This is a genomic window from Pseudomonas sp. LBUM1674 (genome assembly GCF_059695635.1).
The window spans coordinates 5,236,481-5,257,882 of the sequence record NZ_CP166779.1 but is presented as its reverse complement, the minus strand read 5'-3'; the positions used below and the strand labels follow the sequence as shown (position 1 = coordinate 5,257,882).

Here is a 21,402-nt window from a genome sequence, read left to right as displayed (position 1 = left end):
CGGGAATCAGCGAAGCCTAGGGTGATTCCCGGTGGTTGCGCAAGGCGCACTGTCAGCGGCGGCCTGGCGCAGCACACGAATGCCGGCACGGATCAGCCAGCAGGCGAGGATAAATGGCGCGGTCAATGGGGCTAGACCGAGTGCGGCGAAGCCTGGTGTGAGCAGTATTGCCAGGACAATGCCCAGCAACGGCAGCCAGGGCTGGCGGCGAACCTGGCTGAAGGCGAGGGCAGCGAGCACCGGGTTGTAGCCGCTCAAACCCAGCAGCGCGTTTGACGTTTCGTAATGCAAAAGAGCGAATCCGACACCGGCAATCGAGCCGAGCAACGCCCAGAGAAATGCACGCCGATCAGCGATCAGTAACCCCGCCGCAATCAGCGCACCGGCCAACGGATGCCCTAGAAACATCACCTGACCGAGCCCCTTCCATGAGGCGGCAAGCACGTTGAGGGTATTCAGTTCGATCAGTGGCGCCGGATGTTGGGGGGCGGCAAACGAGAGCAGCAACCAGCTCAACCCGACGAAGGGTGTGGTGTAGGCGGGCAGGCAATGATGATCGCGGGCGCGTTTGAGCCACTGTTGAATCAGCATCGCACTGAGGCCACCGGAGGCGATGATCAGCGGCGGCAACATCGCGGACCAGGGGAAACAAAGGCTCAGCAGCATGCCGAGCAAAATACCGTTGTAACAGAACAACCCGGCCTGGCGATCGGCCTTGGCGTAGCCGCGACGTTGGGCGGTGAGCAATCCGGCGACGCCGCCCAGCAGCGCACCGCCGAGCAGGGATGGCGCGGTGAAAAGAATCGCCAACAGGCACAGCAGACCGCACAGCGGATGACGCTGGAGGAAAATCTGACTGAAGCCGTTGAGCAGGGCTGTGGCCCAGTCGGGGCAGTGGGGGTTGAAGTGGTGGGCAGGCATTTTTTTTTTCGTATGTCAGGGGGACCGAGTCGCCTGCTTCGCTGCGGTGCGGCGATCCGACAAGCCAGCTCCTACAGGGACCGCGTGATCCCTGTAGGAGCGGGCTTGCTCGCGAAGAGGCCGGTGCAGGCGCTAAATCAACGTCTCGATGCGCAGCGAGTTAGTCGACCCCGGCTGCCCGAACGGCACTCCCGCCGTGATCAACAACGTATCTCCGCGCTGAGCCATCCCCTGCGCCTGCGCAATTTCCAGCGCCGTCGAGCACACCTCATCCACCTGCCGCAACCGATCATTGACCACCGAGTGCACGCCCCACGCCACCGTCAACCGGCGCGCGGCCTGCAGGTTCGGCGTCAGGTTGAGGATCGGCACCGTCGGCCGTTCCCGCGCCGCACGCAAACTGGACGTGCCGGACTCGCTGTAATTCACCAGCACTGCCACCGGCAGTACGTTGCTGATGCGCCGGATCGCACAGCTGATGGCGTCGGATACCGTGGCCTCGGCCTTCGGCCGGCTGACGTCGAGTTGCGCCTGATAGTCCGGGCCGTTTTCCACCTGGCGGATGATTTTGCTCATCATCTGCACCGCTTCCAGCGGGTACTCGCCGGACGCGGTTTCCGCCGACAGCATCACCGCGTCCGCGCCTTCCGCCACGGCATTGGCAACGTCGGTCACCTCGGCACGGGTTGGCGCAGGAGAGAAGCGCATCGACTCCAGCATCTGCGTCGCCACCACCACTGGCTTGCCAAGCTGGCGGCAGATGCCGATGATGTTTTTCTGAATCTGCGGCACGCTTTCGGCCGGCACTTCCACGCCCAGGTCGCCGCGAGCGACCATGATCGCGTCGCTCAGTTCGGCGATTTCCCGCAGTTGAGCCACCGCCGACGGCTTCTCGATCTTGGCCATCAAAAACGCTTTATTGCCGATCAGTTCGCGAGCCTCGCGAATGTCTTCCGCACGCTGTACAAATGACAGCGCCACCCAGTCCACGCCCAGCTCCAGGCCGAAGCTCAGGTCGCGACGATCCTTGGCGGTCAGCGGGCTCAGCTCAAGCACCGCTTGCGGTACGTTGACGCCTTTGCGGTCTGACAATTCGCCGCCATTGAGCACGGTGGTGTCGATGGCATCGGCGTATTGGGTAACCACGCGCAGCCGCAGTTTGCCGTCATCGAGCAGCAGGTCCATGCCCGGTTCCAGCGCAGCGATGATTTCCGGGTGCGGCAGGTTGACTCGACGCTGATCCCCCGGCGTCGGGTCCAGGTCCAGACGGAACGCCTGACCGCGATGCAGTTGCACCTTGCCCTCGGTGAACTGGCCGACCCGCAGTTTCGGACCTTGCAAGTCCATCAGAATACCCAGCGGATAATTCAGCTGGCGCTCGACTTCACGAATCCACTGGTAGCGCTGGGCGTGGTCGGCGTGATCGCCGTGGCTGAAATTCAGGCGGAAAATGTTGACCCCGGCCTGCACCAGCTCACGGATGTCGTCGATCCCGGTGGTGGCAGGACCGAGGGTGGCGAGGATTTTGACCTTTTTGTCAGGCGTCATTTTTTGTGCTCTCGAGAATCAGGATGGCGCGGAAGTCATTGACGTTGGTGCGGGTCGGCTCGGTGACGATCAGGGCGTCCAGCGCCTCGAAATAACCATAGCCATTGTTGTTGTCCAGCTCGTCGCTGGCACTCAGGCCGAGAGCGGCGGCGCGGGCGTAGCTGTCCGGGGTCATGAGCGCGCCGGCGTTGTCTTCGGAGCCGTCGATGCCATCGGTGTCACCGGCCAGGGCGTAGACGCCGGGCAGGCCTTTGAGGCTGTCGGTCAGGCTCAGCAGAAACTCGGCGTTGCGTCCGCCACGGCCGTTACCGCGCACCGTGACGGTGGTTTCACCGCCAGAGAGGATCACGCAGGGTGCCGCCAGTGGCTGGCCATGCAGCACGATCTGACGGGCGATGCCGGCGTGAACCTTGGCCACTTCCCTGGATTCGCCTTCCAGGTCACCGAGGATCAGCGGACTGAAACCGGCCTGACGGGCTTTCACCGCCGCGGCCTCAAGCGATTGCTGGGGGCGGGCGATCAGTTGGAAATGGCTGCGCGCAAGGCTCGGATCGCCGGGTTTGACCGTCTCCGATTCCGGGCTTTGCAGCCAGTTGCGCACCGAAGCCGGGACTTCGATGCCATAGCGCTTGAGGATCGCCAACGCTTCGGCAGAGGTGCTCGGGTCGGCCACGGTCGGGCCGGAAGCGATGACCGTGGCGAGGTCACCCGGTACATCGGAAATCGCGTAGGTATAAACGGTGGCAGGCCAGCAGGCTTTGCCGAGGCGACCGCCCTTGATCGCCGAGAGATGTTTGCGAACGCAGTTCATCTCACCAATGGTGGCGCCGGATTTGAGCAGGGCTTTGTTGATTGATTGCTTGTCCGCCAGAGTGATACCGGCAGCGGGCAGGGCCAGCAATGCCGATCCGCCACCCGAAAGCAGGAAGATCACGCGGTCATCTTCGGTCAGGTCGCTGACCAGTTCCAGCACACGTTTGGCGACCGCCAGACCGGCAGCATCAGGCACCGGATGCGCGGCTTCGACCACTTCGATTTTTTCGCACGGGGCGCCGTGGCCGTAACGGGTCACCACCAGACCGCTCACTTCACCCTGCCAGCAACGCTCGACCACCCGGGCCATGGCCGCCGCGGCTTTGCCGGCGCCGATGACGATCACCCGACCGCTGCGGTCAGTGGGCAAATGGGCTTCGAGGACTTGCTGTGGATGGGCGGCGTCGATGGCTGTGGCAAACAGCTCGCGCAGCAATTGTTGCGGATCGACCGACATGGCGGGCTCCCGGGAATTTCTTGTTATTGGAGAACGACTCGAACCCTGTGGGAGCGAGCTTGCTCGCGATAGCGGTGGATCAGTCAACATTGATGTTGAATGTCAGGGCCTCATCGTCGGATCGCCGCCCGGAGCAAGCTCGCTCCCACAGGTTTGATGCGGTTTTGTGCAGGGCTTACTTGTTATCGCGAATCGAGAAATTCGCCATGTGTTCCAGGCCCTTGATCAGCGCCGAGTGGTCCCAGTTGCTGCCACCGATGGCCGCGCAGGTGCTGAACACTTGCTGGGTGTTGGCGGTGTTCGGCAGGTTGATCCCCAACTCGCGGGCGCCGGCCAGGGCCAGGTTGAGGTCCTTCTGGTGCAGGCTGATGCGGAAGCCCGGGTCGAAGGTGCCTTTGATCATGCGCTCGCCGTGTACTTCAAGGATCTTCGACGAAGCGAAACCGCCCATCAGGGCTTCACGCACCTTGGCTGGATCGGCACCGTTCTTCGAGGCGAACAGCAGGGCTTCGGCCACGGCCTGGATGTTCAACGCGACGATGATCTGGTTCGCCACTTTCGCGGTCTGACCGTCGCCGTTGCCACCGACCAGGGTGATGTTCTTGCCCATGGCCTGGAACAGCGGCAACACGCGTTCGAAAGCATCGGTATCACCGCCGACCATGATGCTCAGTGTCCCGGCCTTGGCGCCGACTTCACCGCCGGACACTGGCGCGTCGAGGTACTGCGCGCCTTTTTCGTTGATTTTCGCCGCGAATGCCTTGGTGGCGGTCGGCGAGATCGAGCTCATGTCGATCACGACTTTGCCTTTGCCGACACCGGCCGCAACACCGTCGGCGCGGAACAGCACGTCGTCGACCTGCGGAGTATCCGGCACCATGATGATGATGAATTCGGCTTCCTGGGCGACTTCTTTCGGGTTGGCCAGGGCGACGGCGCCAGCGGCGATCAGGTCGGCGGGGGCGGCGTCGTGGTGCGCCGACAGGAACAGGCTGTGACCGGCTTTCTGCAGGTTCAACGCCATTGGGTGGCCCATGATGCCGGTGCCGATAAATCCGATTTTAGCCATGAGAAATTCCTCTTTATTTGACGCATATTCCGATGCGGCAATACAGTCTTGGGGACGCAGCAGATTCATGTGGGAGCTGGCTTGCCTGCGATGGCGGTGGGTCAGGCAACATTGATGTGTGCTGTGCCGACGTCATCGCGGCGGTGCGGCGATCCGACAAGCCCGCTCCCACAGGGTTTTGTGTTGTTCGTTCAGATTGCGTTATGGGTTTTCAGCCAGCCCAGGCCCGCTTCAGTGGTGGTCAGCGGCTTGTATTCACAGCCGATCCAACCCTGATAACCGATGCGGTCCAGGTGTTCGAACAGGAAGCGGTAGTTGATTTCACCGGTGCCCGGTTCGTTGCGCCCAGGGTTGTCGGCCAACTGGATGTGGTTGATCTCGCCCAGGTGCGCGGCCATGGTGCGGGCCAGGTCGCCCTCCATGATTTGCATGTGGTAGATGTCGTATTGCAGGTACAGATTGGCACTGCCGACCTGCTCGCGAATCGACAGGGCTTGTGCTGTGTTATTCAGGTAGAAACCGGGGATGTCCCGGGTGTTGATCGCTTCCATCACTAGTTTGATGCCCGCCGCTTGCAGCTTGTCGGCCGCGTACTTGAGGTTGGCGACGAAGGTTTTTTCCACGGTGGCATCGTCGACGCCTTGTGGACGGATACCCGCCAGGCAGTTGACCTGGGTATTGCCCAGCACTTTGGCGTAAGCGATCGCCAGGTTGACACCGGCGCGGAACTCTTCGACCCGGTCCGGCAGGCACGCGATACCGCGCTCGCCCTTGGCCCAGTCACCGGCCGGCAGGTTGAACAGCACCTGGGTCAGGCCGTTGGCGTCGAGCTTGGCCTTGATTTCGGCGGAGCTGAAGTCGTAAGGAAACAGGTATTCGACGCCACTGAAGCCGGCCTTGGCGGCCGCTTCGAAACGGGCAAGAAAATCCTGTTCGGTGAACAGCATGGACAGGTTGGCTGCGAAACGCGGCATGGTGGTTTCCCGTGTATGTGTGGTGGGCGTTCCCGGATCCCTGTGGGAGCGAGCTTGCTCGCGATAGCGCAGTGCCATTTAGCATCCATGTCGACGGACACACCGCTATCGCGAGCAAGCTCGCTCCCACAGGATGTGGGAACGATCCTACAAGTTAATCGAGCAACGAAATCGCGGTTGGCGCATCGTTGCCGACCAGCGCCAGGTCTTCGAATTCATTGACGGCGTTGATCTCGGTGCCCATGGAAATGTTGGTCACGCGCTCCAGAATAATCTCGACGATCACCGGTACCTTGAACTCTTCGATCAGTTCCTGGGCCCTGCGCAGGGCAGGCTGGATCTGAGCCGGTTCGAACACACGCAGCGCCTTGCAGCCGAGGCCTTCGGCTACCGCGACGTGGTCGACACCGTAACCGTTGAGTTCCGGAGCGTTCAGGTTATCGAAGGACAACTGCACGCAGTAATCCATGTCGAAACCGCGCTGGGCCTGACGGATCAGCCCCAGGTACGAATTGTTGACCACAACGTGGATGTACGGCAGCTTGAACTGCGCGCCCACCGCCAGTTCTTCGATCATGAACTGGAAATCATAGTCGCCCGACAGTGCCACGACCTTGCGGGTCGGGTCGGCCTTGACCACGCCCAGCGCTGCCGGAATGGTCCAGCCCAAGGGACCTGCCTGGCCGCAGTTGATCCAGTGACGCGGCTTGTAGACGTGCAGGAACTGCGCGCCGGCAATCTGCGACAGACCAATGGTGCTGACGTAGCAAGTGTCTTTGCCGAACACCTGGTTCATCTCTTCATACACGCGCTGTGGCTTGACCGGCACGTTATCGAAGTGAGTCTTGCGCTGCAGGCTGGCCTTGCGCTGCTGGCAATCCTGCAGCCAGGCGCTGCGGTTTTTCAGTTTGCCGGCGGCTTGCCATTCGCGAGCGACTTCGATGAATACGGTCAACGCGGCCGCGGCGTCGGACACGATACCCAGGTCCGGGTTGAACACGCGGCCGATTTGCGTCGGCTCGATGTCGACGTGGATGAACTTGCGGCCTTCGGTGTACACGTCGATCGAGCCGGTGTGGCGGTTGGCCCAACGGTTACCGACGCCCAACACCAGGTCGGATTTGAGCATCGTCGCGTTGCCGTAGCGGTGCGAGGTTTGCAGGCCGACCATGCCGACCATCAGCGGGTGATCGTCCGGGATAGTGCCCCAACCCATCAGGGTCGGGATCACCGGGATACCGGTCAGCTCGGCGAACTCCACCAGCAACTCGCTGGCGTCGGCATTGATGATGCCGCCACCGGCGACCAACAATGGACGCTCGGCCTGATCGAGCATGGCCAGGGCTTTCTCGATCTGCACGCGGTTGGCGGCGGGCTTGGCCAGCGGCAGCGGTTCGTAGGCGTCGATGTCGAATTCGATTTCAGCCATCTGCACGTCGAACGGCAGGTCGATCAGTACTGGACCTGGGCGGCCGGAGCGCATTTCGTAGAAGGCTTTCTGGAACGCGTACGGCACCTGGCCCGGTTCCATGACGGTGGTTGCCCACTTGGTCACTGGCTTGACGATGGCGGTGATGTCGACCGCCTGGAAGTCTTCCTTGTGCATACGGGCGCGGGGTGCTTGCCCGGTGATGCACAGAATCGGGATCGAGTCGGCCGAGGCGCTGTAGAGCCCGGTGACCATGTCGGTCCCGGCAGGGCCGGAAGTACCGATGCACACGCCGATATTGCCGGCCTTGGTGCGGGTGAAGCCCTCGGCCATGTGCGAGGCGCCTTCAACGTGGCGAGCGAGGACGTGATCGATGCCACCGACCTTCTGCAAGGCGGAGTACAGCGGGTTGATCGCGGCGCCCGGGATGCCAAAAGCGGTATTAACCCCTTCACGGCGCATCACCAGAACGGCGGCTTCGATTGCTCTCATTTTGCTCATTGTTTTGTGCCTCGTACGTTTTATAATTGTATACAAGTTGCTTTGCGCAGAGTGTATTCACGGCGGGCTGCGCAGGTCAATCCATTTTCTCAAGCGCCTGTTTCATTTGTCGGAAGCCTGATCTGCTGTGGCTTTTCGTCGCATGTGGCGCTTTTCGAGAATTATTGTATACAAAAAAATAAATCTTTGTGTTCTATTTGTTGCATCGGACTTCTGAACAAAAAGCAGTCCAACGGCTTTCCCTATAACAAAATGAGGACAGCACCATGAGCGCTTTAACCTTGAAAGTCGCAGTCAACCTGACCAGCCAGGCCATCTCCGCCGGGCGTGCAATCGCCGCGGCCCCCTTGACCATCGCCGTGCTGGATGCCGGCGGGCACCTGGTCTCCCTGCAACGCGAAGACGGCGCCAGCCTGCTGCGCCCGCAGATCGCCATCGGCAAAGCCTGGGGCGCCATTGCGCTGGGCAAGGGCTCACGCCTGCTGGCGCTGGACGCCCAGCAACGCCCGGCATTTATTGCTGCTTTGAATAGCTTGGGGCAGGGCAGTGTGGTGCCGGCACCGGGAGGGGTGCTGATTCGGGATCAGAATGGGGATGTGTTGGGGGCGCTGGGGATCAGCGGGGATCTGTCGGATGTTGACGAGCAGTGTGCGATCAGTGCGATCGAGGCGCTGGGGTTGAGGGCGGATGCGGGGGTGAGTGCTTGATCTTCAGCGCCTGAACCGCCGCCATCGCGAGCAAGCTCGCTCCCACAGTGGATTTGGGATGAGCAAAAAATTTGTGAGCCCCGAAACCCCTGTGGGAGCGAGCTTGCTCGCGATGGCGTCCTGCAGGACACATCCAGCTAAAAAATCTGCCCCGCTCTCATGCATTCACAGGTCTAGCATTCCTCATGACTCAATCATGAGAGAGGCAAAGGAATGCCTGATCTTCCAGCTTCACATCGCCTGCGTCTTGGGCGCATGCTGAACCAAACCGCATCTATCTACTGACTACCAATACACTTGGCCGAACGCCTGTCTTCAAAGATTTCTCTTTGGGGCGGTTGATTGTGAGTTTCGTCATGCCGAAAATCAGGGTTGGGCGAATTCGTTGACTTGGGTCGTGATGCCTGATCATTTTCACTGGTTGATCGAGCTGCAGCAGGGATCATTGAGTGGGCTGATGCAAAAGACCAAGTCATTGAGTACTCGATCGGTAAATATGGCCACCGGTCGAAAGGGCAGTCTCTGGCAGCAGGGTTATCACGATCGGGCGCTGCGTCGTGAGGAAGACTTGGTGAAGCTGGCCCGGTATGTTGTGGCCAACCCTTTGCGGGCGGAGCTGGTGGAGAAGCTTGGCGACTATCCGTTGTGGGATGCTATTTGGCTTTGATCAGATACCCAGTTGCCCCTATCGCGAGCAAGCTCGCTCCCACAAGGATTGTTGGTGTTCACATATTTTGTGTTCACCCCAAATCTACTGTGGGAGCGAGCTTGCTCGCGATAGGGGTACTGCGGTTTATCGATCCGGCTCACACCCCTTCAGCACCAACCGGATAATCGTCTGCGCCGCCGCTTCGTAATCGCTTTCATCCAGCTTGGCCTTGCCGGTGATGGCGGTGATCTGCCAGTCAAAGTCGGCATAAGTCTGGGTCGCGGCCCAGATGCTGAACATCAGGTGGTTGGGGTCGATGGGGGCAATCTGGCCGCGGTCGATCCAGGTCTGGATGCAGTCGATGTTGTGCTTGGCCTGGCCGTTGAGCTGATCGACCAGGTCGGGACTCAGGTGCGGGGCGCCGTGCATGATTTCGCTGGCAAACACCTTGGAGGCGAAGGGCAGGTCGCGGGATATGCGGATTTTCGAGCGGATGTAGCCGCTCAGCACTTCGCTGGGCACGCCGTCGGCGTTGAACGGCGTCGAGGCTTGCAGGATCGGCTCGATGATGCTTTCCAGGACCTCGCGGTAGAGGTTTTCCTTGGATTTGAAATAGTAGTAGACGTTGGGCTTGGGCAATCCCGCCTTGGCTGCGATGTCACTGGTTTTGGTCGCAGCGAAGCCCTTGTCGGCAAATTCTTCACTGGCGGCACGCAGGATCAGTTCTTTGTTGCGCTCGCGGATAGTGCTCATAAACCAGGTGGTTCCTTGCCGGTGCTGGCGGTTGCGCATGGTAGCACCGGCCTCGCGCGACGCTCAAGAATGCCCCGCAGCGCGTTGAGCCGCGTTATGCTGCGCAGCATTCATTCAAGAAGGAAGCCTGATTCATGGCAGGAAGCAGTTTGCTGTTGCTGATCGACGACATTGCCGCGGTACTCGACGATGTGGCGTTGATGACCAAAATGGCAGCGAAGAAGACTGCCGGCGTGCTCGGTGACGACCTGGCGCTCAACGCCCAGCAGGTCAGCGGCGTACGTGCCGAGCGGGAAATTCCGGTTGTATGGGCGGTGGCCAAGGGCTCGTTCCTGAACAAGCTGATCCTGGTGCCGTCGGCCCTGGCGATCAGTGCGTTCATTCCGTGGCTGGTCACACCGTTGTTGATGGTCGGCGGCGCCTACCTGTGTTTCGAAGGTTTCGAGAAACTCGCGCACAAATTCCTGCACAGCAAGGCCGAGGATCAAGCCGAGCATGCAGAGCTGGTCGAAGCGGTGGCTGATCCGGCAATCGATCTGGTGGCGTTCGAGAAAGACAAGATCAAGGGCGCGATTCGCACTGACTTCATCCTATCGGCGGAAATCATCGCCATCACCCTGGGTACCGTGGCGGATGCCTCGCTGACCCAGCAGGTCATCGTGCTCTCGGGCATCGCCATCGTCATGACCATCGGCGTCTATGGCCTGGTGGCCGGTATCGTCAAACTCGACGACCTCGGTTTGTGGCTGACCCAGAAACCCGGGCAGATGGCCAAAAGCATCGGCGGCGGAATTTTGCGTGCGGCACCGTACATGATGAAGAGCCTGTCGGTGATCGGCACGGCTGCAATGTTCCTGGTGGGCGGCGGGATCCTGACCCATGGCGTGCCGGTGGTTCATCACTGGATTGAAAGTGTCAGCGCGGGGGCGGGCGGAGCCGGGTTTATTGTGCCGACATTGCTGAATGCGGTGGCGGGGATCGTGGCGGGTGCGGTGGTGTTGGCGGGGGTGATGGTTGCCAGCAAAATCTGGAAAACAGTCAAAGGCTGAAGCTTGACACTGTTCAACTGTGGGAGCGAGCTTGCTCGCGATAGGGCCATAACATTCAACATCCAAGTCGACTGGTAGTCCGCTATCGTCGGATCGCCGCCCGGAGCAAGCTCGCTCCCACAGGGGATTTGTGGAAAGTCTAGAAATGAAAAAGGCCATTCGATTCGCACCGAATGGCCTTTTTTGTGGCCGATGGCGTTACTCGGCGATCTGCAACTTGCGCGATTCGGTGTACACGTAACGCACCTTCTCGTACTCGAACGGCGTATTCAGCTGGCCGTAGCGAAAGCCGGTCTGATAGCGCCTGTCGACGCTGCGCAGGAGCCAGACCTCGGGATGGTTGGCGCTGACTTCGGCGACGTTCAGGAAGTTGATCGCCGACTCTGCGGTGAAGTCGACGGCCAGGCCGCCGGTGTCGCGGATGTTCGAAGGGCCGAGGATCGGCAACACGAAGTAGGCGCCACCCGGTACACCATAGAAGCCCAGGGTCTGACCGAAGTCTTCGTTCTGGCGCGGCAAGCCCATGGCCGTGGCCGGATCCCACAGGCCGGCGATACCGACGGTGGTGTTGAGCAGCAGGCGCGCGGTGGTTTCCATCGAGCGCTTGCCCTTGAACTGCAGCAGGCTGTTCATCAGGTTCGGCACATCACCGAGGTTATTGAAGAAATTGCTGACGCCGGTGCGCAGGAAGCTCGGGGTGATGTAGCGATAACCGTCCACCACCGGCAGGAACACCCATTGGTCGAAGCGGTAATTGAAGTGGTAGACGCGGCGGTTCCACTCTTCCAGCGGGTCGTAGACGTTCAGCGCGTTGAGCGTCGAGCGCTCGAACTCGCGCTGATCCAGCCCCGGGTTGAATTTGAGTTTGCTCAGCGGCTCCTTGAAACCGTCATTGTCGATCACGACCGGGGCCTTGGCTTTGCTGTTGTCGGCACTGGCGACGCCTGCACAGAGTAACGCTGCGATAAGCAGGAGGTATTTAGCCACGGAAAAACTCCAGCATGGCGTCGCTGTTGACGCGGTAATTAATGTTGCCGCAGTGGCCGCCCAGTGGATAAACAGTCAAGCGATCGCCGAAGGTCTTGCGCAGGAAACCAAGATCGCCAGGGCCGAGGATCACGTCGTCAGCGTTGTGCATGACGGCGATTTTCGGGCTGTCGTGCAGGTAGTCCTTCAGTGCATACAGGCTGACCTGGTCGATCAGTTGCAGCAGGCTGCCGCCGTCGGTGCGGGCACGCCACATCGGGATGACCTGCTCGGTGAGGTAGCAGTCGAAGTCGCATTGCAGTGCACGTTTGAGGAACGGCGTGAGCGTGGTGCCTTCGGTGATCGGGTATTTCGGCGGCGTGATCAGGCCGCGACGGTTGATCAGGTCTGAGGTGAAAGCGATATCGGCCGCCGAGAAGCGGAACGAGGTGCCGATCAGCATGGCCATCTGTTCGTTGCTCAGGTGCTGCTTGGACTGCTGGAAGTCGTAGAGCAGCGCATCGTTGAGGTCGATGTAGCCCTTTTGCTGGAAGTAGCGGGTCAGTTTGTCCAGCACCAATTCATAAAAGGTGGTGGAGTTGTTGATGCCCTTGACCTCGGTCTGGACCAGCTTGTCCAGGTTGGTGATCGAGGTGTAGAGGTTGACCGGCGGGTTGAGCAGCAGGACTTTCTTGAAGTTGAAGCTGCGGCGGGTTTCGTCCAGGTGGGCGACGAATGCCGCATCCAGCGCGCCCAGGCTGTAACCGCTCAGGTAGTAATCGGTGACCGGCACATTGGGGTTTTGCGCCCGCACGGCCTGCATCACCCGATACATGTCTTCGGCGTCTTCCTTGGTGATGCCCGGCGTGGCAAAGCGTGAGGCAGCGCTCATGAAGTCGAAGCTGGTGGGCGACGACAATTGCACCACGTGGTAGCCGGCGTTGTAGTAGAGCTTCTTCAGGTATTCGTTGAGAGTGCTGTCATAGCGTGCGCCGGTACCGGCGATCAGAAAGATCAGCGGTGAGGCTTTTTCCTGGGTGGCGATGCGGTAAGTGAGTTTCTTCACCGGCCAGAAGTTGTCTGGCAACTCGAATTCACGCTCCGGGCGCAACGTGACGCTGCGGGTTGCCTGATTGATGTCATCGTCAAGCGGCAGCTCCGGGCGCAGGTCCGGTGGCGTCGTGGCAATGGTCGCCTCGAACGGGTTGGTCAAGGGGTAGCCATAACTGGCGGCGTCGATATCGACGGCCAGTGCGGACGCACTCAAAATAATGCCGCCAAACAGGGCGGCGAAGCGCAAGGAACGGAGCATGACTAGATCCCTTAGAGGAAGGTGCCGAATGAAGTTCGCAGGCTATGACCACGGGTTTGGCGCCAAAGTGCCATGGATCGGCACCAATCAGGCCTAATTTCGGAGTAATGGTAGCTGGACGATACACTTTGCAGCTGTTTCGTGACCAATTTTCTGTGTCGCGCGCTTGCTAACCGCTGCCGGGGGATTAAGCTGGCCGCCGTTTTCGCGTATTGGAGTGTTTCATGTCCCGCCGTCTGCCCGTGATTCTGCTGCTAGTTATGCTGCCGTTATGGCTGGCCGCCAGTTATGGCGCGCGTTATGGCTTCATGGAGGATGCTCAGTGGGTCGGCATCTGTGTGGATGAAGCGAGCCGCTGGGAATGCCAGGTGCGTTCGAGCCTGGGGTTGATGATTCATTTCAGGGTATTGGGTTGGGCGGCACTGGTTGCTGCGGTGATCGGTTTTGTGCTGCCGGGCCGGGCAGGGTGGTGGTTGGCGGTGCTGGCGTTGGTGTTCGGGTTGCCGGCGCTGGCGTTGTACAACACTACGTTGGCGGTGTTTGCGGTGGTGATTGCTGCATTGCGTCTGGTCAGGGCTTCGCCTAGCGCTTGATAGTCAGTCTTCGCCGGCAAGCCGGTCTCGCTCCCACATTTGATCTTTGCCGTGCACAAATTCTGTGGCAGCCGAAGATCCATTGTGGGAGCGAGACCGGCTTGCCGGCGAAGAGGCCGGCAGCCGCGCTGAAGATTAGCCTTTGCGAACCCGCAAACTGCGCCACAACGCCCCAACCATCAACACACTCACCAGCGCCCAACCCCAGGCCTGCTGGTTCTGCAGACCTTCCTGATACAACTGCGGCGCAATCCCGGCACCGATAATGAAGGTCAGCAGCGCAATCTCTCGGCGCGGCACGCTCACCGGGCGGCACAGGTAAACCAGCGCTGGCAGGATGAACGCAACACTCGGGAAGCTGCGATAGCGCGGATCGAATACCAACTCCAGCATCGTCACCGCCGCGGCGAACCCTGCCGCCGCCAGCCACCAGCCTGCCCGACGCTCCAGGAAGTTGAACGCCCGTTCACGCCAACCGGTACGTGCGCTCAAGGTCAGCGCCGCATGAGCCAGCACCAATAGATTCAACGCCGTGAGCAAGCCGACCCACAACCATTCACTGGCAAAACGCGTGGTGACGCGGGCCAGGTCGCCCCAGGCGCCGATCGAGCAGGCGGCCAGCGCACCGAGCAGTGGCAGAACCAGCGCCGCGCGCGTGCTGCGTACACAGCCACCGAGGATCAGCGTGCCGAGGAAGATCAAGCCACCGACTGCCAGCCACTGCGACCAGTACGGTACGTTCGACACCGGACCGGCCAGCACGCCCTTGTCCTGGCGATCGGCATCGAACAGCCCCCAGTACCCGCCGACTGCACCTTCACTGGCGCGTTTCCATGGCTGGTCGAAGGCTTCGATCAGGTTGTAGTGCCAGCCTTGTTGCTCGGCCATGATCACAAAATTGCGAATGAACCTGGCTTCGTTGACCCGGCTCGGCAGGGCTGTTTCCCGTTGACGGCCTTCGCTCGGCCAGCCGGTTTCGCCAATCATCACATCCTTGGGCGCGAACCTGTTGCCGAACACCTGGCGCACTTCGGCCACGTGCTGCAGCGCGGCGTCGATGTTCGAGGGATCATCTTCCCAGTACGGCAGCAAATGGATGGTCAGGAAATCCACCGCTGGGGCGACCTCCGGATGTTTGAGCCAAAACTCCCAGACGTCGGCATAAGTGACAGGTTGTTTAACCTGGCTTTTTACCTTGTCGATCAGTTTGGCCAGCTGCGCGCCAGTGATTTCCTTGCGTAGCAGGGTTTCGTTGCCAACGATGACCGAGGTCACCACGTCCGCGTTGGCATTGGCCGAGGCGATCAGCAGGTCGACTTCTTTCGCGGTGTCCACCGGATTGCTGTTGATCCAGGCGCCGATCATCATCTTCAGCCCGTGTTTGCGCGCCAGGTCGGGCAGGGCCTCGAGGCCGGTCATGGAGTAGGTGCGGATGCATTCGAAGCTTTTGGCCAGCAGCGCAAGGTCGGCGTCCATGCGCTCGGGACGCAACTTGAACGGCACATCGAACGGCGACTGGTCCTTGTCGAAGGGGGTGTAGGAGGCACATTGCAGCTTGTGCGTCGCGCTGGCCACGTCCGGCAGAATCACCGGTTTGCCGAGGCCGTACCAGAAGCCACCCAAGGCAAAAAGCCCCAGCAGGCAGGCAAATAGATAAGCAAAAAAAGGAAAGCGCGATGTCGCGGGCATGGTCAGGCCGTCTGGGAGCAAAGCCGCGCATGTTACCTGCATTTGCCGCGTGCCTGGTGGCCTGCATGATTTTGACATGCAAAGTTCGGGCGGATTGGCCGGCGGACTTTCGGTGGTCTAGATTAATGGCGTTCTGATGTCGTTTCTCGATGCCTTGAGGTCGCTGGCAGAGCAGGTCTCTGTTGTCGTCAGGTTGATTATCGAGGCGTCAGTGCTCTCATAAATAAATCGCGCTGATGTTGGAACGAGTTTGCGGTGAGGCGCGATGGGGGCGCTGCGCACCATAACAATACGTTGACGCGACTCGGCATCCGTCGAGCGCAGCACTTTCGGGGAAGTAACGATGAAGATGCGACGACTTTTAGGCGCAAGTGCCGCTCTGGTGCTCGCGATTGGTTCCACCCAGGCGTTGGCCGCGAAGGGAGCCGTGACCATCGGTTACGTCGACGGCTGGTCCGACAGCGTTGCGACCACCCATGTGGCAGCCGAAGTGATCAAGCAGAAACTCGATTACGACGTGAAGCTGCAAGCGGTCGCCACCGGTATCATGTGGCAGGGTGTCGCCACTGGCAAACTCGACGCCATGCTCTCGGCCTGGTTGCCGGTGACGCACGGCGATTATTGGACCAAGAACAAGGACCAGGTGGTCGACTACGGCCCGAACTTCAAGGACGCCAGGATCGGCTTGATCGTGCCGGAATACGTCAAGGCCAAGTCGCTTGAAGATCTGAAAACCGACGAGAGCTTCAAAAAACGCATTGTTGGCATCGACGCCGGTTCGGGCGTGATGCTCAAGACCGAGCAGGCGATCAAGGACTACGATCTGACCGGCTATCAGCTCAAGGCCAGTTCCGGTGCCGGCATGATTGCCGAGCTGACCCGTGCCGAGAAGAAACAGGAATCCATTGCCGTCACGGGTTGGGTGCCGCACTGGATGTTCGCCAAGTGGAAACTGCGCTTCCTGGACGACCCGAAAGGCGTTTATGGCGCGGCCGAGACCGTGAACAGCATTGGTAGCAAAGGCCTGGAAGCCAAGGCACCGGAAGTGGTCAAGTTCCTGAAGAACTTCCAGTGGGCGTCGAAAGATGAAATCGGCGAAGTGATGCTGGCGATTCAGGAAGGTGCCAAGCCTGAAGCGGCGGCGAAGGACTGGGTGGCCAAACACCCGGAACGCGTTGCAGACTGGACCAAATGATTTGAGCTGACCTGTCTGGTCAGCACCTCCCAGGGCCGCTCGGCATTACGCCAAGCGGCCTTTGCTTTTCTGTAGGAGCGAGCTTGCTCCGGGCGGCGTTCCGACGATGGTCGTTAACGATAACGCGTGCTTTCCAGATTAACGCGGTGCCTTTGAGCTCATCGCGAGCAAGCTCGCTCCCACAAATGGCGATTCCGTCATGTCGTTCTAATACTAAGGTCGTCTGGAACCTGTTCCGCAGCCGCATAGAGTGGATGACGTTACAACTTCATCTGTGCTGCGAGGATAAAAACAATGAACGACAGCATTTACCTCTCGATTCAAAACAGCCCGCGCTTCAAGGAGCTGGTTAGTAAGCGAGAAAGGTTCGCCTGGATTCTTTCGGCGATCATGCTTGGGCTTTACTCCGGATTCATCCTTTTGATTGCTTATGGGCCGCATATCCTGGGCGCGAAAATCAGTCCTGAATCGTCGATTACCTGGGGCATACCCATTGGTGTCGGGTTGATTCTCTCGGCCTTTATCCTGACGGCAATCTACGTACGACGCGCCAATGGCGAATTCGACGACCTGAACAATGCGATTCTCAAGGAGGCTCAGCAATGATCCGGCGTCTAATGGCTCTATTGAGCATCGCAGCCTTTGCACCTGGCGCCTGGGCCGCTGAAGCCCTCACCGGCGCAGTGCACAAGCAACCGCTCAACGTTTCCGCGATCCTGATGTTCGTGGCGTTCGTCGGCTTGACCCTGTGCATCACCTACTGGGCCTCCAAGCGCAACAATTCGGCGGCCGACTACTATGCGGCGGGGGGCAAGATCACCGGCTTCCAGAACGGTCTGGCCATTGCCGGTGACTATATGTCCGCGGCGTCCTTCCTGGGTATTTCCGCCCTGGTGTTCACCTCCGGCTACGACGGCCTGATCTACTCGATCGGCTTCCTGGTGGGCTGGCCGATCATTCTGTTCCTGATCGCCGAGCGCCTGCGTAACCTGGGTAAATACACCTTTGCCGACGTGGCGTCCTACCGTCTGGGGCAAACCCAGATCCGCACGCTGTCCGCTTGCGGCTCGCTGGTGGTGGTAGCGTTCTACCTGATCGCGCAAATGGTCGGTGCCGGCAAGCTGATCCAGCTGCTGTTCGGTCTCGACTACTACGTCGCCGTGATCCTGGTCGGTATCCTGATGTGCATGTACGTGTTGTTCGGCGGCATGCTGGCGACCACCTGGGTGCAGATCATCAAGGCCGTGTTGCTGCTGTCCGGTGCCTCGTTCATGGCGCTGATGGTGATGAAGCACGTCAACTTCGACTTCAACATGTTGTTTTCCGAGGCGATCAAGGTTCACGCTAAAGGTGAGGCGATCATGAGCCCGGGCGGTCTGGTGAAAGATCCGGTCTCTGCGTTCTCCCTTGGCCTGGCCCTGATGTTCGGTACCGCGGGCCTGCCGCACATCCTGATGCGGTTCTTCACCGTGAGTGACGCAAAAGAAGCTCGCAAGAGCGTGCTGTATGCAACCGGCTTCATCGGTTACTTCTACATCCTGACCTTCATCATCGGCTTCGGCGCGATCCTGCTGGTCAGCACCAACCCTGTCTTTAAAGATGCGGCTGGCGCGCTGTTGGGCGGCAACAACATGGCGGCGGTGCACCTGGCCAACGCGGTGGGTGGCAGTGTTTTCCTGGGCTTTATCTCGGCAGTGGCGTTCGCGACCATTCTGGCGGTCGTGGCTGGTTTGACCCTGGCCGGTGCTACGGCGGTGTCTCACGACCTTTATGCCAGTGTGATCAAGAAGGGCAAGGCCAACGACAAGGATGAAATCCGTGTCTCGAAAATCACCACCGTCTGTCTTGGCGTGTTGGCGATCGGCCTGGGCATTCTGTTCGAAAGCCAGAACATCGCGTTCATGGTGGGCCTGGCGTTCTCCATCGCGGCGAGCTGTAACTTCCCGGTGCTGTTGCTTTCCATGTACTGGAAGAAGCTGACCACGCGTGGTGCGATGATCGGTGGCTGGTTGGGTCTGGTGAGTGCCGTTGGCTTGATGGTGCTTGGGCCAACCATTTGGGTGCAGATTCTGCATCACGAGAAGGCGATCTTCCCGTATGAGTACCCGGCGCTGTTCTCCATGGCCATTGCGTTTATCGGCATCTGGTTCTTCTCGATCACCGACAAGTCCGCGGCTGGGGTCAAAGAGCGGGCGTTGTTCTTCCCGCAATTTGTTCGCTCGCAGACTGGTTTGGGGGCGAGTGGGGCGGTTTCGCACTGAGGCTTCGGGTTTCCGTATATAAGCTGAGCTGGACGAAATGCCCTGGTCGTGAGATCGGGGCATTTTTTTGTGGGGGCTGATATTTACTGTAGGAACTGGCTTGTCGGCGAAGGCTGTGTATCAGGCGACATGGTTGTTGATGGTGTACATATCCGTTGCTGCGGTAACGGCCGCCTATGGTTTCGCTCTTACAGCGAGTCCCTTTTGGCAAACGCCCCAAAAGGAACCAAAAGGTCTCGCCCCGGCGTCCGGCCCCTCGCTAGGGCTCGGCGTTCCTTCGCTCCGGTATTCATCCGGGGACACTGCCCTCCGGTCTGCTTCGCGACGACCTACATGCAGCGTGTTCGACTGCGTCGAACGGCGCTGCGCGCCACTCCCCGGATGAACACCTCCACTCAGCCTCCCGAAGGGGCGGGTGGATCAAGATCAAGATCAAGAGCTGCAGGCGAGCTAACGCTCGGCCTGATGAGTGGTGAAGAGCGGGTGTGCGCCGATCTGCTGTTCTGTGGGAGCGAGCCTGCTCGCGAAGGCGGCCTGACAGCCGACTAATCTCTGTCGGATGTACGCTGACCCAAGGTAGGAGCTGCCGTAGGCTGCGATCTTTTGATCTTCAACATGATTGCGCGGTGCCTGATCCGCAGCAAAGATCAAAAGATCGCAGGCTTCGCCAGCTCCTACAGGGGTACGCGTGCGCTTGAAGGATAGGCCGGCCGGTAGGCCGCCTCGCTTTGGCTTTGTCAGTACCCGCCCCCTCCGAGAGGCCGAGTGGAGGTTCTGCGCAGTGGGCAACCCGGCATGGATGCCGGGTTAGCCGCGCACGGCCATGGATGGCCGATCGCGGCGGGCCCACGGAGCAGGACCGGAGCGAGGGCATGCCGAGCATTAGCGAGGCACCGAACGACAGGGGCAAAAGCGCTTGGTTACTTGGCGCCGGGCGGCGTTCCGCTTCTCCAAGTGACCCGCCGTAAGGGCGGAACCCTAAGTCGCCTTGACCGAAGAAACGGATATGTACCCAACCAAACAGCCCGGTCGGCCCTAAGGCCGCCGCGCATCAAAAAAGGGACGCAAACAAAAACGGCCCCTGTAAAAGAGGCCGTTCCCGGTACAGCTCAAGACATTATCGCAAGACAGGTCTTATTTGCGATCTTCCAGATTAGGAATGTCACGCGACTCGTAGCCGGTGTACAACTGCCGCGGACGGCCGATCTTGTACGGGCTGGAGAGCATTTCTTTCCAGTGGGAGATCCAGCCGACGGTCCGCGCCAGGGCGAAGATCACGGTGAACATGCTGGTTGGAATGCCGATCGCCTTGAGGATGATCCCCGAGTAGAAGTCGACGTTCGGGTACAGCGAGCGTTCGATGAAGTACGGGTCGGTCAGGGCGATCTCTTCCAGGCGCATGGCCAGTTCGAGTTGCGGATCGTTGGTGATGCCCAGCTCCTTCAGCACTTCGTCGCAGGTCTGCTTCATCACGGTGGCGCGTGGGTCGCGGTTTTTGTAAACCCGGTGACCGAAGCCCATCAGTTTGAACGGATCGTCCTTGTCCTTGGCCTTGGCGATGTACTGGTCGATGTTCGAGACATCGCCAATTTCGTCAAGCATGGACAGAACGGCTTCGTTCGCGCCGCCGTGGGCAGGGCCCCACAGTGCAGCGATACCGGCGGCGATACAGGCGAACGGGTTGGCACCCGAAGAACCGGCCAGGCGTACGGTGGAGGTCGATGCGTTCTGCTCGTGGTCGGCATGGAGGATGAAAATCTTGTCCATGGCCTTGGCGAGCACCGGGCTGATCGGTTTGATCTCGCACGGGGTGTTGAACATCATGTGCAGGAAGTTTTCCGCGTACGTCAGGTCGTTGCGCGGGTACATCATGGGTTGACCCATGGAGTACTTGTAAACCATCGCTGCCAGGGTCGGCATCTTGGCCACCAGGCGGATCGCGGAGATTTCGCGATGCTGCGGGTTTTTGATGTCCAGGGAGTCGTGGTAGAAGGCCGAGAGGGCGCCGACTACACCGCACATGACGGCCATCGGGTGGGCGTCGCGACGGAAGCCGTTGAAGAAGGTCTTCAGCTGCTCGTGAACCATGGTGTGGTTCTTGACGGTGCTGACGAACTGGGCCTTCTGTTCTGCAGTCGGCAACTCGCCGTTGAGCAGCAGATAGCAGGTTTCAAGGTAGTCCGACTTTTCAGCCAGCTGTTCGATCGGGTAGCCGCGGTGCAGCAGGATGCCATTGTCACCGTCGATATAGGTGATCTTCGACTCGCAGGAAGCGGTCGACATGAAACCAGGGTCAAAGGTGAAACGGCCCGTGGCCGTCAGGCTCCGGACATCGATAACATCGGGACCAACGGTGCCGGTTAAAATGGGCAGCTCGACGGGGGCTGCGCCCTCGATGATCAACTGCGCTTTTTTGTCAGCCATGTGGCCTCCTATTTATGCTTGAAATCATCAGACAGACCCCCCACGCAGGGCCCGCACCACTATAGTGAGATAAATTCGAATGTCAATTTGCC

General features: G+C 60.0%; 17 protein-coding genes and 1 pseudogene. 7 read left to right on the top strand and 11 right to left on the bottom strand.

What is annotated here, in order from left to right; all coding sequences use genetic code 11:
- Nucleotides 1-6 precede the first annotated feature (6 nt).
- From ACA067_RS24025 to gcl, 6 genes are all read right to left on the bottom strand, one after another.
- A complete protein-coding gene (locus tag ACA067_RS24025) occupies nucleotides 7-921 on the bottom strand; it encodes an urea transporter (protein WP_497458801.1) in 915 nt (304 codons plus the stop codon).
- A 132-nt stretch (nucleotides 922-1,053) separates the two neighbouring features.
- Nucleotides 1,054-2,469, bottom strand: a complete 1,416-nt coding sequence (pyk, locus tag ACA067_RS24020; RefSeq protein WP_497458800.1) for a pyruvate kinase — start codon at nucleotides 2,467-2,469, stop codon at nucleotides 1,054-1,056.
- Nucleotides 2,459-3,739, bottom strand: coding sequence for a glycerate kinase type-2 family protein (locus ACA067_RS24015; protein ID WP_497458799.1), 1,281 nt, complete (start codon nucleotides 3,737-3,739; stop codon nucleotides 2,459-2,461). The genes pyk and ACA067_RS24015 overlap by 11 nt, the downstream gene beginning before the upstream one ends.
- A gap of 175 nt (nucleotides 3,740-3,914) precedes the next feature.
- Complete coding sequence (locus tag ACA067_RS24010) at nucleotides 3,915-4,808, bottom strand: 2-hydroxy-3-oxopropionate reductase (RefSeq protein WP_497458798.1); 894 nt, start codon at nucleotides 4,806-4,808, stop codon at nucleotides 3,915-3,917.
- A 191-nt stretch (nucleotides 4,809-4,999) separates the two neighbouring features.
- Entirely contained in the window at nucleotides 5,000-5,782 is a 783-nt protein-coding gene (gene hyi, locus ACA067_RS24005; protein WP_497458797.1) for a hydroxypyruvate isomerase, read from the bottom strand.
- Nucleotides 5,783-5,936: 154 nt separating this feature from the next.
- Nucleotides 5,937-7,712: a glyoxylate carboligase gene (gene gcl / locus ACA067_RS24000; protein ID WP_497458796.1), complete on the bottom strand. Its 1,776-nt coding sequence runs from the start codon at nucleotides 7,710-7,712 to the stop codon at nucleotides 5,937-5,939.
- 266 nt (nucleotides 7,713-7,978) lie between these two features.
- On the opposite strand from gcl, the gene ACA067_RS23995 reads away from it, so the two are divergent.
- Both ACA067_RS23995 and ACA067_RS23990 read left to right on the top strand, forming a co-directional pair.
- Entirely contained in the window at nucleotides 7,979-8,419 is a 441-nt protein-coding gene (locus ACA067_RS23995; RefSeq protein WP_497458795.1) for a GlcG/HbpS family heme-binding protein, read from the top strand.
- 213 nt (nucleotides 8,420-8,632) lie between these two features.
- Nucleotides 8,633-9,086 (top strand): annotated as a pseudogene (locus ACA067_RS23990) (REP-associated tyrosine transposase).
- Between the two features lie 126 nt (nucleotides 9,087-9,212).
- Here ACA067_RS23990 and ACA067_RS23985 read toward each other — a convergent pair.
- A complete protein-coding gene (locus ACA067_RS23985; RefSeq protein ID WP_448145269.1) occupies nucleotides 9,213-9,821 on the bottom strand; it encodes a TetR/AcrR family transcriptional regulator in 609 nt (202 codons plus the stop codon).
- 134 nt (nucleotides 9,822-9,955) lie between these two features.
- Here ACA067_RS23985 and ACA067_RS23980 point away from each other — a divergent pair, with 134 nt between their 5' ends.
- Nucleotides 9,956-10,870, top strand: a complete 915-nt coding sequence (locus tag ACA067_RS23980; protein WP_497458794.1) for a DUF808 domain-containing protein — start codon at nucleotides 9,956-9,958, stop codon at nucleotides 10,868-10,870.
- 198 nt (nucleotides 10,871-11,068) lie between these two features.
- On the opposite strand, the gene ACA067_RS23975 is transcribed toward ACA067_RS23980, so the two are convergent.
- Together ACA067_RS23975 and ACA067_RS23970 are read right to left on the bottom strand one after the other, a co-directional pair.
- Nucleotides 11,069-11,857, bottom strand: a complete 789-nt coding sequence (locus ACA067_RS23975; protein ID WP_497458793.1) for an MlaA family lipoprotein — start codon at nucleotides 11,855-11,857, stop codon at nucleotides 11,069-11,071.
- Nucleotides 11,850-13,148, bottom strand: coding sequence for a serine/threonine protein kinase (locus ACA067_RS23970; protein ID WP_497458792.1), 1,299 nt, complete (start codon nucleotides 13,146-13,148; stop codon nucleotides 11,850-11,852). The genes ACA067_RS23975 and ACA067_RS23970 overlap by 8 nt, the downstream gene beginning before the upstream one ends.
- Before the next feature lie 224 nt (nucleotides 13,149-13,372).
- Between ACA067_RS23970 and ACA067_RS23965 the strand changes: the two genes are divergently transcribed.
- The gene (locus tag ACA067_RS23965) at nucleotides 13,373-13,741 is read left to right on the top strand and encodes a hypothetical protein (RefSeq protein ID WP_497458791.1); all 369 of its coding nucleotides are present in this window, start codon (nucleotides 13,373-13,375) and stop codon (nucleotides 13,739-13,741) included.
- A gap of 135 nt (nucleotides 13,742-13,876) precedes the next feature.
- Here the strand turns inward: ACA067_RS23965 and ACA067_RS23960 are convergent, their stop codons facing one another.
- Nucleotides 13,877-15,472 carry a glycoside hydrolase family 17 protein gene (locus ACA067_RS23960; RefSeq protein ID WP_497458790.1) on the bottom strand — a complete coding sequence of 532 codons (1,596 nt, stop codon included), beginning with the start codon at nucleotides 15,470-15,472 and terminating at the stop codon, nucleotides 13,877-13,879.
- A gap of 301 nt (nucleotides 15,473-15,773) precedes the next feature.
- On the opposite strand from ACA067_RS23960, the gene ACA067_RS23955 reads away from it, so the two are divergent.
- From ACA067_RS23955 to ACA067_RS23945, 3 genes are all read left to right on the top strand, one after another.
- Nucleotides 15,774-16,625, top strand: a complete 852-nt coding sequence (locus ACA067_RS23955) for a glycine betaine ABC transporter substrate-binding protein (protein WP_497458789.1) — start codon at nucleotides 15,774-15,776, stop codon at nucleotides 16,623-16,625.
- A 294-nt stretch (nucleotides 16,626-16,919) separates the two neighbouring features.
- Complete coding sequence (locus ACA067_RS23950; protein ID WP_017337238.1) at nucleotides 16,920-17,231, top strand: DUF485 domain-containing protein; 312 nt, start codon at nucleotides 16,920-16,922, stop codon at nucleotides 17,229-17,231.
- Entirely contained in the window at nucleotides 17,228-18,886 is a 1,659-nt protein-coding gene (locus ACA067_RS23945; protein WP_497458788.1) for a cation acetate symporter, read from the top strand. Before ACA067_RS23950 ends, ACA067_RS23945 begins: the two co-directional genes overlap by 4 nt.
- A 1,134-nt stretch (nucleotides 18,887-20,020) precedes the next feature.
- Here ACA067_RS23945 and gltA read toward each other — a convergent pair.
- Nucleotides 20,021-21,310, bottom strand: a complete 1,290-nt coding sequence (gltA, locus tag ACA067_RS23940) for a citrate synthase (protein WP_497458787.1) — start codon at nucleotides 21,308-21,310, stop codon at nucleotides 20,021-20,023.
- Nucleotides 21,311-21,402: the final 92 nt, after the last annotated feature.

Bases quoted from the DNA above. Each gene is read 5' to 3' on its own strand.
- ACA067_RS23960 (WP_497458790.1), bottom strand. From the start codon at position 15,472: ATGCAGGTAACATGCGCGGCTTTGCTCCCAGACGGCCTGACCATGCCC.
- gltA (WP_497458787.1), bottom strand. From the start codon at position 21,310: ATGGCTGACAAAAAAGCGCAGTTGATCATCGAGGGCGCAGCCCCCGTC.
- ACA067_RS23965 (WP_497458791.1), top strand. From the start codon at position 13,373: ATGTCCCGCCGTCTGCCCGTGATTCTGCTGCTAGTTATGCTGCCGTTA.
- ACA067_RS23980 (WP_497458794.1), top strand. From the start codon at position 9,956: ATGGCAGGAAGCAGTTTGCTGTTGCTGATCGACGACATTGCCGCGGTA.
- ACA067_RS24015 (WP_497458799.1), bottom strand. From the start codon at position 3,739: ATGTCGGTCGATCCGCAACAATTGCTGCGCGAGCTGTTTGCCACAGCC.
- ACA067_RS23970 (WP_497458792.1), bottom strand. From the start codon at position 13,148: ATGCTCCGTTCCTTGCGCTTCGCCGCCCTGTTTGGCGGCATTATTTTG.
- pyk (WP_497458800.1), bottom strand. From the start codon at position 2,469: ATGACGCCTGACAAAAAGGTCAAAATCCTCGCCACCCTCGGTCCTGCC.
- hyi (WP_497458797.1), bottom strand. From the start codon at position 5,782: ATGCCGCGTTTCGCAGCCAACCTGTCCATGCTGTTCACCGAACAGGAT.
- ACA067_RS24025 (WP_497458801.1), bottom strand. From the start codon at position 921: ATGCCTGCCCACCACTTCAACCCCCACTGCCCCGACTGGGCCACAGCC.
- ACA067_RS23995 (WP_497458795.1), top strand. From the start codon at position 7,979: ATGAGCGCTTTAACCTTGAAAGTCGCAGTCAACCTGACCAGCCAGGCC.
- ACA067_RS23950 (WP_017337238.1), top strand. From the start codon at position 16,920: ATGAACGACAGCATTTACCTCTCGATTCAAAACAGCCCGCGCTTCAAG.
- ACA067_RS23985 (WP_448145269.1), bottom strand. From the start codon at position 9,821: ATGAGCACTATCCGCGAGCGCAACAAAGAACTGATCCTGCGTGCCGCC.
- ACA067_RS24010 (WP_497458798.1), bottom strand. From the start codon at position 4,808: ATGGCTAAAATCGGATTTATCGGCACCGGCATCATGGGCCACCCAATG.
- gcl (WP_497458796.1), bottom strand. From the start codon at position 7,712: ATGAGCAAAATGAGAGCAATCGAAGCCGCCGTTCTGGTGATGCGCCGT.
- ACA067_RS23945 (WP_497458788.1), top strand. From the start codon at position 17,228: ATGATCCGGCGTCTAATGGCTCTATTGAGCATCGCAGCCTTTGCACCT.
- ACA067_RS23955 (WP_497458789.1), top strand. From the start codon at position 15,774: ATGAAGATGCGACGACTTTTAGGCGCAAGTGCCGCTCTGGTGCTCGCG.